This is a genomic window from Pseudoalteromonas sp. MBR-15 (genome assembly GCF_053628915.1).
Genome location: NZ_JBRJHH010000002.1, coordinates 92,661 through 104,205 on the forward strand (window position 1 = coordinate 92,661; position 11,545 = coordinate 104,205).

Below are 11,545 nucleotides of genomic sequence, written 5' to 3' on the forward strand. Positions count from 1 at the left end.
TGAAATAGCAATTTTAATAGGATAAACAGCCAAACTTTTCCGTTTAATAACAGCTTATTTTAACGAAATATCGAGCCACACCATGCGATGATCAGAAGACGCATTACGGTCTTTAATTAAACGGTACAATTCGCTGTCTTTGGTTGGCCAAAATACCCCCCCATTTTTAATTTCAATACCGTAATTTGATGGCAGTACATAATCAGCACGTGCTTGCCAATATGCGGTGTAATTTTTAGCGTAACTGTCTTTATAAGACTCTTTTGCACCTTTACTCGATGGTGTAAACGACGCATTAACATGTGGATTTTTTAATATTTGATCCGTTGTCGTTGGGCGTGCTTTATCCCCTTCTGGTGCAGCATTTAAATCACCAACAATTACAAACCGACTATTCGGTTTTAAGCCACCTTGTTGGCCTTTATCATCATAGAGGTAGTTTTCGTTGTTAATGTAATCAGCAATCAGTCTAACTTCATCATGGTTGCGCTTGCCGTTACGGTCTTCATCACCATCAAATACAGGTGGCGTAGGATGCGAAGCTAATAAATGGAATGTCTTCCCTTTTACATTTATGGGTAAATCCCAAAACGATTTTGAGCTTAAATGAATAGCTTGCCACGCTTCTTTTGAATACCAGTCTTTACCTGTTTTAGGGTCGATAGGCATTTGCGCGTTTGGCATATCTTTGTATTTGAATGTTTGCAGTGTACGGGCTTTTTCTAAATCAATAGGATAACGCGAGAGTACAGCCATCGCATAATGCCCCTCAAAGAAGCCAAAACCGTGTGCGTCGCCTTTGTAATGCCCCTTTACACCATCTTTATCTAGGTCAAAATTAGTGGGTAAACCTGTATTAACCGGCGCAATGAAAGCATACGGGTAATCTATTGCAACCTGCTTATTTTGTGAGACTTGTAGATAATTTTTACGAAAAACATTAATGCCTTTATCTGCATCGATGTAATCAAATTCATTGAGTAAAATAACATCAGGTCTGACGCGTTGAATAATTTCTGCGATATTACGAATTTGCTGGTGGTTACTTGCAAGCGCTTTACTGAGCGCGTCTTTATCGATTGCTTCGCCTTTGCTTGCATAGTTTGTTGCGTCCATACTGACGTTAAAAGTCGCAACGCGTAAGTCGGCAGCAACAAGGTTAGTTGCAAATAAACCAGTTGCAAGTGCAATTGAAGACGTTAATAAGGCGTTTTTCATGAAATAAATCCATCTACTATTAAAAGTAAAATAATACTACTGACGATGATCCATAAGATCATTGCCATGATAAAAGGTTTAATACCAGCTTGCTTAAGCACTGTAACAGATAAGCCACTGCCAATTAAAAATAGCGTCATAACTAATATTTGTTTCGCGCCAATATTCAATGCATGCCAAAGAGGTTGATACTCTGTTAAGCTTGAATTTATCAGTGCTGCTGCTAAAAATCCAATTATAAACAAAGGGATACTTGCTTTTTCATCGGATTTCCAAAAAACTCCCGCAATACTTGTATAAGGAATAATCCACATTGCTCGGGTTAACTTTATGGTGGTTGCAATCGCTAATGCTGATGCGCCATAAGCAGCTGATGCACCAACAACGCTACTGGTATCGTGTATTGCAAGTGCGGCCCATACACCAAATTGCTGTTCTGTTAGACCAAGATAGTGACCAATCATTGGAAATAGCACCAGACCTAGCGCGTTTAATAAAAAAACAACCGCGAGTGAAATGGCGACTTCATGATCTTTTGCTTTTATCACGGGGGCCATAGCTGCTATCGCACTCCCACCACAAATTGCCGTACCAAACGATATCAATACCCCAGTATTTTTATTCAGTTTAAATAACTGAGATAAAATTTCACCAAGTCCAATTATGGCTGTAATGCTAACAATGGTGAGTACGATAGAGCTGCGCCCTACTTCAATAACTTGATTAAAATCAACAGCAAACCCTAAACCTATGACAGCAATTTTGAGCATTATCTTACTCAATTTTTGAGAGAGAGCTGCAAAGGGGTTACCCAAAATAATAGCAAATAAAGCCCCTACAATGAGCGAGGTAGCAGAACCTACAAAAGGAATAGCCGAGATTAAGAATAACGCAATAAAAAGAAGTTGTTTGGGACGTTCAGCAATCACAACGGGGCTCTTATCAGTCTGTTTGTTAATTTATGCACTAAAGGCGCGATTAAAATCACAGTAGGAAATGCAACACAAAAAGCAAAAGCCCATGCTTTTAACCAAAGAATCACAATATTATCGACAAAACCAACGTTAAAAATGCTGATCACCAATGACATAAAACCAGACATAAATAACGCCATAAAAAACGCAAATACGACAGTTTGTAATCGTGGATGGAACATAGCACGCTAATATTAGTATAAAAATAGGAGTCTATCGGAAGAATTTATAGACGCAAGCTCTTTGAGACAAGAGACGTAAATACATGTAATGGCATTAAAAAGCCGAGAAGACCTCGGCTTTTAGCAATTTAAACTGATTAGTTTAAAATCAACTGTGTACTGGTGTTTGCGACACCTGGGTAATCTTCTTCTGGCAGAATTTCGGCGAGTGCCGCTAAACGCTCACCCAGTTGATGAAGATTAGCGGCAGAGACATTAATGTGCCCCATTTTGCGACCCGGCTTTGCTGTTTTGCCATACCAGTGACTCGTAACGTCGTGTGTAGCCAGCACTGATTGAGGGATAGACGGTTGGCCTAACACGTTAATCATCGCTGTTGGGCGAAGTAACTCCGTGCTACCAAGAGGTAAACCCGCCACTGCGCGCATATGGTTTTCAAATTGCGAACAGTGAGTGCCCTGCTGCGTCCAGTGACCTGAGTTATGCACACGTGGCGCAATTTCATTAACGAGCAATGTACCTTGCACGTCAAAGAATTCAATCGCTAACACACCTACATAATCAAGCTCTTGCGCTAATTTATTAAACGCGCGCTCAGCTTGCTCTTGAATGGCCGCTTTTTCTTTGCCAGCAACAGATAGCGTTAATACACCGTTGGTATGCTGATTTTCGGTTAATGGGTAAATAACCGTATTACCTGCTTTGTCGCGTGCACCAATGATTGATACTTCACGGTCAAATGGGATCATTTTTTCAGCAATGATTGAATGTGGCGCAGAGTCAGTACCTGAAGCAATAAAGTCTGCCATTTCAGACCAGATTTGTTCAATTTCGTCATCTGATTTTAAACGCCACTGGCCTTTTCCGTCGTAACCAGCTTGGCAAGTTTTAATTACCAGCGGTTTGCCTAAACGTTCAACTGCGGCAATTAAATGTGCTTTTTCGGTGATTAATTGATAAGGCGCACACTCTACGTGTGTTTTATCGAGTAACGCTTTTTCTAATGCACGGTCGCCGCCAGTTTTTATGGCTGCTTTGCCCGGGTAAAACTTATTGCTTTGACAACACAGCGTTAAGACATCATCGGGAATGTGCTCAAACTCTGCGGTAATAGCATCTGCATTATCGATTGCTTGTTGTAATGTGCTGCTGTAAACTTCACCCGTTAAAGGGTGAATAATTTTTTCACTGCCTACATCGTAAGCAACCACGTTTAAATCAAGCGGTGCGCCCGCTAAACTCATCATACGAGCTAGCTGACCTGCACCTAAAATCAAAATATTCATATTACTCTGCAGGATTTGGGTTAGCTAAAATAGTCTCTGTTTGTTCTTTGCGGAATGCTTCTACTTTTGCGAAGATTTCAGGCTGTTGGCAACCTAAAATTTGTGCAGCGAGTAGACCCGCGTTTGCCGCACCAGCTTCACCAATAGCAAGCGTACCGACAGCAACACCTTTAGGCATTTGGCAGATAGATAATAATGAATCAACACCGTTTAGCGTTTTAGATTTAACAGGCACACCTAATACAGGTAGCGAGGTAAACGCTGCAGCCATACCAGGTAAGTGCGCAGCACCACCGGCACCCGCTATAATAATTTTTATACCACGCTCAGCAGCTGAGCTTGCATAATCGGCAAGTAATTGAGGAGTACGGTGTGCAGAAACAACTTTGGTTTCGTATTCAATGCCGAATTTTTCAAGCATTAACGCCGCATGTTCCATCGTTGGCCAATCTGATTTGGAACCCATAATAATGCCAACAGTCATATTTACACCTCAATCAATTTATTTTATAAAAAAGCGATTAATACCAACTGATAATTTAATCATGCAAATTGGTATAAAAGCGGACTTTTGTCCTTATTTTGTGGCGTGTATTATATACCTAAGTCACATAAAGATGCGACTCTAGAAGCACAAAAAAGCCATGACTTGCATGGCTTTTAAGCAGTAACTTAACGATTACGCTTCTTTACTTGCTAGGTACTCAGTATATGTTCCCTTAAAGTCGATAATTTTACCGTCTTTAATCTCCCAAATACGATTTGCAAGTGATGATACAAACTGTCTATCGTGTGAAACGAACAATAATGTACCTTCGTACGCTTCAAGGGCTAAGTTTAGCGCTTCGATAGATTCCATATCCATGTGGTTGGTTGGCTCATCCATTAACAAAATGTTTGGTTTATGCATCATAATTTTACCAAACAACATACGGCCTTGCTCACCACCTGAAATGACTTTTACCGATTTTTTGATGTCGTTTTGTGAAAACAGCATACGACCAAGGAAACTACGAACAACTTGCTCATCATCTCCTGCTTGTTGCCATTGTTCCATCCATTCAAACAAGTTCATGTCTTTTTCGAACTCATCTGCATGGTCTTGTGCATAATAACCAATGTTCGCGTTATCAGACCATTTATACTCACCTTGCTTTGGTGCTAAACGCCCAGCAAGAGTATTTAAAAGTGTTGTTTTACCAACACCGTTTTCACCGATAATCGCAATGCGCTCGCCCACTTCCACTAAGCCCTCAAGGCCGCTGAAAAGCATCTCGTCAAAGCCTTGTGCAAGGTTAGTTAACTCAAGTGCATTACGGAATAATTGCTTTTCTTGTTCAAAGCGAATAAACGGGCTCTGACGTGATGACGCTTTTACTTCTTCAAGCTGAATTTTATCAATTTGTTTAGCGCGTGATGTAGCTTGCTTTGCTTTAGAAGCATTTGCAGAGAAACGCGATACAAATTGTTGAAGTTCAGCAATTTGGCTTTTCTTCTTGGCGTTTTCGCTTAGTAAACGTTCGCGAGCCTGTGTTGCAGCAAACATATATTCATCGTAATTACCTGGATAAATACGTAATTCACCGTAATCGATATCAGCCATGTGTGTACACACTGAGTTTAAGAAATGACGGTCATGCGAAATGATAATCATGGTGCAGTCGCGCTGGTTTAACACGTCTTCTAACCATTTAATGGTGTAAATATCCAAGTTATTGGTAGGCTCATCCAGTAACATGATATCTGGGTCAGAGAACAGTACTTGCGCAAGTAACACACGCAGTTTAAAGCCAGGGGCAATTTCAGACATTGGACCGTAATGCTGTTCAGTGCCAATACCTACGCCAATAAGTAACTCACCTGCTTTAGCTTCAGCAGAGTAACCGTCCATTTCAGCAAATTCGGTCTCAAGATCGGCTACTTTCATACCGTCTTCTTCGCTCATTTCGGGTAAGCTATAAATACGATCACGCTCTTTTTTTACTTCCCACAGCTCTTTATGACCCATGATAACCGTGTCGATAACAGAAAACTCTTCGTAAGCAAACTGGTCTTGGTTTAGTTTTGCGATACGTTCGTTTGGATCTGTGCTGACATTTCCTGCTGATGGCTCAAGCTCACCACTGAGGATTTTCATGAACGTTGATTTACCACAGCCATTTGCACCGATTAGACCATAGCGGTTGCCATCGCCAAATTTAGCTGAGATATTTTCGAATAAAGGTTTAGCACCAAATTGCATGGTGATATTAGCTGTACTAATGATAGCGGTACCCTCCAGCGGGTAAAAGTAAAAATAAAACTGCGTGCAATTTTAAACTAAAGCCGCTTTGCACGCCATGAAAGTTTCTTTAAATACGCGCAGTGATTTTACAATTTCAAATGGGCAGTCTACCTTTAATGAGCATGCTCACTTTTACTTATGAGCGCGCTCATTTAAAAATTTATCAATATAAATCAATGGGCTAAACATGACAAAGCACGATCAAACGCACTCACGGATACTGAACGAAGCGTGGAGTCTCTTTACTGAAAGAGGCTTTAACGACACGTCAACCAGGCAAATATCTACAGCAAGCGGTATTGCTGTTGGCACTTTGTTTAATCATTTTTCTGATAAGGTGGCAATTTTAGAGGCGTGTTTAGACATGCGTTTTAAAGATGTGTTAGAGCGTGCAAAAGAGACCGATATACATCGCCCTCCCCGACTTAAGCTTAATCACTATGCACAATATTTTTATCAATTTTATTGTTTGCACCATCGTTTTTATAAAGTGCTTTTTAGCCAACGATTGTTTTCGCAAACATTTCAACAGCAGCATATGGATCTAATGCATTCATTAGTTTTTGCTGACCAACCACAATTTAACAAAGTAAAAGCCGCAATCTTGCTTGATTGTTATTTTATGACTTTATTGTATGGATTAGGTGCAGACACACCCAATACTAAATTAATGCTAAGAACACTCAGTCAAAAAGTGTCTATTTTTTAGTCTGACTAACACGTTGATTATTCAATGAAGTGAACTGAAAATGAATAAATATTCCACAAAGGCTGTACCTTTCATGATATTTTTTCACTTTTTACCTTATTTTAGCTTTGATAGTCTTCATCTTTTAGTTAATTTATACCTCTTAGGGACAATAATAAAACAAGGTACTCTATGAAAAGAACACTCGCTGCCACGCTGATTGCTGGTTTATTCACAAGTTACACTGTGGATGCAATCGAAATATACAAAGATGAAACGAACAGTGTCACAGTAGGCGGCTTTATCGATGCGCGTATTATAAACACGCAAGGTCAGACAGAAGTTGTTAATGGTGCGTCACGCATTAATTTTGATTTTAAGCGCCAATTACAAAATGGATGGCATGCATTTGCATTACTAGAATGGGGCGTAAACCCTGTAGGCAGTAGTGACATTATTTATAATAATCGCTTTGAATCAATTCAGGATGAGTTTTTATATAACCGATTAGGTTATGTCGGTATTAAGCACGATGACTATGGTCAAATTACGCTGGGTAAACAATGGGGTGCTTGGTATGACGTTGTTTATAACACTAATTTTAGTTTAGTGTGGGATGGTAACGCAGCCGGCGTGTATACGTATAATAAAGACGATGGTGCAGTAAACGGCACCGGTCGAGGTGATAAAGTACTGCAATACCGTAATACATGGGGTAAGTTTCATGTTGCACTGCAAGCCCAGTTAAAATCTGATGATTTTTATACATGTGATATTGCCGATATATCACGAAGTTCATGTGAAGTACTTTGGAACCAAGGCAATAACGCTGCGCAAAAAGTAGAGTTTAATTCAACCTATGGTGCTGCCCTCACCTATTTTGCTACTGATAATTTAAAATTAACAGCGGGTGTAAACCGTGGACAATTTGATGTTTTATACGCGGGTGGGCGCAATCAATCGGTCACTGATCTAATTTATGGTGCGGGCATTACCTATGGTGACTTTTATAAACCGGGCTGGTATGCATCGGCCAACATAAACAAAAACGAAAACCACGACACCGATAACATTGGCCGCTTAATAAAAGACGCTGTCGGGTTAGAATCAATTTTAAGTTATCGATTCGACAATAATTTACGTACTTTTGTTGCCTATAACGTGTTTGATGCCGGTGACGATTACGTGATCCAGCCAAACTTTAATGCAGATCCTGAGGATGTGTTCAAGCGTCAGTTTGCAGTATTAGGCGCACACTATTTCATGGGCAAAGACACGATTTTGTATATCGAAGCGCGTAAAGACTTTAGTGACTTTTCAAGCAATGATGCAGAGCAAGAAGCTCAAATGTCGCAAACCGAAGATGATGGTATTGCCATCGGCTTCAATTACACATTGTAATTAAGTTTTAATTTAGAGCCCACAATCGTGGGCTTTATTTTTTAGATAAATAACTCTCTGCCAACGTACCCTGTACGACACTGCAATAACGATAATTACATTCAAATCATTAAAAGCTAATTGAATATAAATACATACACATAAAAGATGTTATTGATAACACCATTGTGAAAACTCTTATTTTTTCCTTACTCCTCTATTTTGCGAGCTTTTACATACCTAGCGTATTTTCGATGTCATGGGGAGAAATTAAGTCACTGTTCTGATATTACGTATGCGGCTTGCTGGTAACTGGGTGCAAAATGCAACTGGGGTTTATGCACGAAATTAAGACGTGTTATTGGTAATAAAGAAGCGACAAAAATGCAAAAGATAAACAAAATTAACTCAGCTCTGCAAAGTTAATTCGACTAAATTAGATGTTACTTAGGGCTTGAACCATCGTTCTTGCGATTAACTATTATACTTCCCCACTCAATTGCTGAGAGTGTAATTAATAAACATAGAGTATGATGTGTTCTTATTGTTACTGCTATTCTACAGCGAGTATTCACGTTCTACTTTTGCGATACGTGTTGTAAATGCGTTATACCATTTATCGCGACCAAGTTGTTGAGCGTTGCGGTGCTCAACATGTTGTTTCCACGACTTAATAGCATCTAGGCTTTGCCAGTAAGAAACGGTAATCCCTACACCATCACGCACTGATTCCATGCCTAAAAAACCAGGTTGTTGCTCGGCAAGCTCAACCATACGGTTAGCCATTTCTTCATAGCCTGCGGTGTTCTCAGATAAGGTGTTCGTAAATATAACTGCGTAATACAGGGGTTTGGGCGTCGTGGCTATCATAATGGTTACTTACGTCTGCTTGGTTCAAAACCATCATAGCATGGAATATCACTGTCGAAGGTATCCCAATTGGCTTTCGAACTGACAAAGTTATGACTAATCGGACGCTCTGTAATATCGCTGTCCAATAGACCTAAGCGTATACGCAAACGACTCATATCCTCTTTATTTTCACTGTAAATAGGCGAGCCACAACAGCGACAAAAATAACGTATTCTACCGGCTTTAAATTCAAACGCACTCAGATACTGCTTACCTTGTGTAATTGCAAACCCATCACGGCGAATAAACCCATTCGTCGCATAAGCGGTACCCGAATTTTTACGGCATAGTGAGCAATGGCAATGAATAATTGAATCTATGCCACCAGCAATTGTTACCGTTACTTTGCTACACAAACAGCTTCCTTGGTACATATTCCCTCTTGTGGTTTTTAATAGCCGCGATGCTTCCAAAAATCGTTGGCTGAGCCTTCGCTTGGTTTCAGTAAGTTAAACGATTTATCAGCAATTATATGGCCATTTAGCTCAATAGTCATGCGCCAAATACCCACTTTATTATCAACAGGCGCCCAGATAGTATCGCCTAAGTAAAACTGCCAGTCGTTTGTTTTTACATACTCTTCACCTTCAAATGGCGGCATTATTTCACCGTCATCATCGGGAATATTTGGATGATACACACAGAACTTAATTTTTTGGCCTTTTGCTTTTTTAATATTAACAATAAAGCCAAATTCGATATCTAACTCGGCTGGCACATCCGTGGTAAATTCAGTGATTTGTGGTAGGTCTTTTTCTTTTGCATCCCAATGACTGTAGATGCCATAACTTTCAATAGTCAAAACAGGTTTAGCTTTGGCCATACCGACTTAAGGTCCTCTCATTAAACAGGCGCTCATTTTATAGTAGCCATTTTGCCATAACAAGCTTGTACTATAATAACACCTTTAAGTGATGTGTTTTGTCCATAACTCATTGCTAAGTTCAAAACCACATTTTGCAAGCAGCTTTATGCAAGCTGTATTCTCGGGTTGAACAATTGCATGCACTTTATCGACAGGAGTTGTTATAAACACATTTAGTTTTTGAAAAAACTCTAACAGCACTTTTTGCATTATCCCCTTACCAAAGTAGTGAGATGCGAGTTCAAAGCCTAACACACCCTGCCCATCTATTATGTTAAATAGCCCAATACTGCCAATTACTAAGCCATTGCTTCGTAAAACAATAACTAAACGTATACCTTGCTGGTTATAAAAACCTTCGATATCCCCTTGAATAAAATCGTATACGTCACCTTTTGTTAAATCACTTTTATAGTCATTAAATGACTGCACTTGAGGATCTTTTAAAATCTCCCATATTGCTTGGCAATCTTTATGGCGTATGGGCCTTAAATCGTAGGCATAGTTGTCATCACAAGACACGTCTATTTCTTCTTTTTACTTTATGAGCAGGCATTATTGTCTTACTATAAGCGCAATTACAAGCAATTAGGTTTAGTACGATGAGTGAAGAATTTAAAGTAATTCAACCAACCACCACTGTTTATTGCAAAGAACGAGGCGAAGGCTGGACCTTAACAGGCATCACGAGTATTGATGAGCACACATCGGTCATGTTTGACGGTGTAAGATACACACTGCCAGCCAGAGAAATCGTTGAAGTATTACTACCACAGCAACTCGAAAGAGAAAAAAGTCAGAGTGAATAAAAACAAAAAGCCAGCAATAAGCTGGCTTTTTAATGTGTTAATTAGCAACTCACGTTATTAGTCTATTTAACGTAAGGCGTTAATACGCTCATCAAGTGGCGGGTGAGATGAGAATAACTCAGCGACACCTTTACCGCTTGCAATACCAAATGCCATCATTGAACCTTCTAGTTGCGATGGGTGGTTTTGCTTTAAACGCTCAAGTGCGCTGCGCATTTTATCTGCGCCAACAAGTTTTGCAGCGCCTGCATCCGCCGAAAACTCACGTTTACGGCTATAGTAGGCCACAATCACACTCGCTAATACACCAAATAACATTTGGAAAATCATATCAAACAAGAAGTAAGTCCAGCTACTGCCACCTTCTTCTTCATCGCTATTGATAAAGTTATCAACAATACCTGCCAATACTTTTGCCATAAAGATAACAAAGGTATTCACCACGCCTTGAATAAGCGTAAGTGTGACCATGTCACCATTAGCAATATGCGATACTTCATGCGCCAAAACAGCTTCCGCTTGGTCTTGATTCATGTTGTGTAATAAACCTGTACTCACAGCAACTAACGAGTTGTTTTTACTAGGCCCAGTTGCAAATGCGTTCATTTCAGGGCTGTCGTAAATGGCCACTTCAGGCATTGCAATGCCTGCTTTTTTAGCCTGTGCAGCCACAGTTGAAACAAGCCATTGCTCAGTTTCTGAACGAGGCTGTTCAATAACATGAGCGCCCGTTGACTTTTTAGCCATCCATTTCGACATAAATAACGAAATAAATGAGCCGCCAAAACCAAATACGGTCGAAATGACTAGAATGCCGCCTAAACTGCGATGACTAATACCCAGTACACTCATCACAATAGACAACACAATGCCTAACACTAGCATGACCGCTAAGTTAGTCAGTAGAAACAAGAATACACGCTTCATAAAAACCTCAGAATAAACAT

14 protein-coding genes are annotated in these 11,545 nt (G+C 39.9%); 3 read left to right on the forward strand and 11 right to left on the reverse strand.

Annotated features, from left to right (window positions below):
- Positions 1–54 precede the first annotated feature (54 nt).
- From ACSSVW_RS03485 to ACSSVW_RS03510, 6 genes are all read right to left on the reverse strand, one after another.
- Positions 55–1,218: an endonuclease/exonuclease/phosphatase family protein gene (locus ACSSVW_RS03485; RefSeq protein ID WP_036968360.1), complete on the reverse strand. Its 1,164-nt coding sequence runs from the start codon at positions 1,216–1,218 to the stop codon at positions 55–57.
- Positions 1,215–2,147, reverse strand: a complete 933-nt coding sequence (locus ACSSVW_RS03490; protein WP_454178866.1) for a YeiH family protein — start codon at positions 2,145–2,147, stop codon at positions 1,215–1,217. Before ACSSVW_RS03490 ends, ACSSVW_RS03485 begins: the two co-directional genes overlap by 4 nt.
- Positions 2,144–2,374: a DUF2798 domain-containing protein gene (locus ACSSVW_RS03495; protein WP_036968356.1), complete on the reverse strand. Its 231-nt coding sequence runs from the start codon at positions 2,372–2,374 to the stop codon at positions 2,144–2,146. The genes ACSSVW_RS03490 and ACSSVW_RS03495 overlap by 4 nt, the downstream gene beginning before the upstream one ends.
- Positions 2,375–2,511: 137 nt before the next feature.
- On the reverse strand, positions 2,512–3,660 hold the full coding sequence (locus ACSSVW_RS03500; RefSeq protein ID WP_454178867.1) for a 5-(carboxyamino)imidazole ribonucleotide synthase: 1,149 nt from the start codon (positions 3,658–3,660) through the stop codon (positions 2,512–2,514).
- A gap of 1 nt (position 3,661) precedes the next feature.
- Positions 3,662–4,144 carry a 5-(carboxyamino)imidazole ribonucleotide mutase gene (gene purE / locus ACSSVW_RS03505; protein WP_065979940.1) on the reverse strand — a complete coding sequence of 161 codons (483 nt, stop codon included), beginning with the start codon at positions 4,142–4,144 and terminating at the stop codon, positions 3,662–3,664.
- 195 nt (positions 4,145–4,339) lie between these two features.
- Positions 4,340–5,926, reverse strand: coding sequence for an ABC-F family ATPase (locus ACSSVW_RS03510; RefSeq protein WP_074988205.1), 1,587 nt, complete (start codon positions 5,924–5,926; stop codon positions 4,340–4,342).
- A 205-nt stretch (positions 5,927–6,131) separates the two neighbouring features.
- Here ACSSVW_RS03510 and ACSSVW_RS03515 point away from each other — a divergent pair, with 205 nt between their 5' ends.
- Together ACSSVW_RS03515 and ACSSVW_RS03520 are read left to right on the forward strand one after the other, a co-directional pair.
- A complete protein-coding gene (locus ACSSVW_RS03515) occupies positions 6,132–6,653 on the forward strand; it encodes a TetR/AcrR family transcriptional regulator (RefSeq protein WP_454178868.1) in 522 nt (173 codons plus the stop codon).
- Positions 6,654–6,824: 171 nt separating this feature from the next.
- Positions 6,825–8,033 carry a porin gene (locus ACSSVW_RS03520; protein ID WP_075593554.1) on the forward strand — a complete coding sequence of 403 codons (1,209 nt, stop codon included), beginning with the start codon at positions 6,825–6,827 and terminating at the stop codon, positions 8,031–8,033.
- 537 nt (positions 8,034–8,570) lie between these two features.
- Here ACSSVW_RS03520 and ACSSVW_RS03525 read toward each other — a convergent pair.
- From ACSSVW_RS03525 to ACSSVW_RS03540, 4 genes are all read right to left on the reverse strand, one after another.
- Positions 8,571–8,882 (reverse strand): antibiotic biosynthesis monooxygenase family protein, encoded by a 312-nt coding sequence (locus ACSSVW_RS03525; RefSeq protein WP_454178869.1) that lies wholly within the window; start codon positions 8,880–8,882, stop codon positions 8,571–8,573.
- A 5-nt stretch (positions 8,883–8,887) separates the two neighbouring features.
- On the reverse strand, positions 8,888–9,298 hold the full coding sequence (locus tag ACSSVW_RS03530; RefSeq protein WP_180310836.1) for a GFA family protein: 411 nt from the start codon (positions 9,296–9,298) through the stop codon (positions 8,888–8,890).
- 17 nt (positions 9,299–9,315) lie between these two features.
- On the reverse strand, positions 9,316–9,747 hold the full coding sequence (locus tag ACSSVW_RS03535; protein WP_454178870.1) for a DUF3859 domain-containing protein: 432 nt from the start codon (positions 9,745–9,747) through the stop codon (positions 9,316–9,318).
- 84 nt (positions 9,748–9,831) lie between these two features.
- A complete protein-coding gene (locus ACSSVW_RS03540; protein ID WP_065979945.1) occupies positions 9,832–10,311 on the reverse strand; it encodes a GNAT family N-acetyltransferase in 480 nt (159 codons plus the stop codon).
- Positions 10,312–10,391: 80 nt separating this feature from the next.
- Here ACSSVW_RS03540 and ACSSVW_RS03545 point away from each other — a divergent pair, with 80 nt between their 5' ends.
- Entirely contained in the window at positions 10,392–10,598 is a 207-nt protein-coding gene (locus tag ACSSVW_RS03545; RefSeq protein ID WP_036968335.1) for a hypothetical protein, read from the forward strand.
- A gap of 66 nt (positions 10,599–10,664) precedes the next feature.
- On the opposite strand, the gene htpX is transcribed toward ACSSVW_RS03545, so the two are convergent.
- Complete coding sequence (gene htpX / locus ACSSVW_RS03550) at positions 10,665–11,525, reverse strand: protease HtpX (RefSeq protein WP_036968332.1); 861 nt, start codon at positions 11,523–11,525, stop codon at positions 10,665–10,667.
- Positions 11,526–11,545 lie beyond the last annotated feature (20 nt).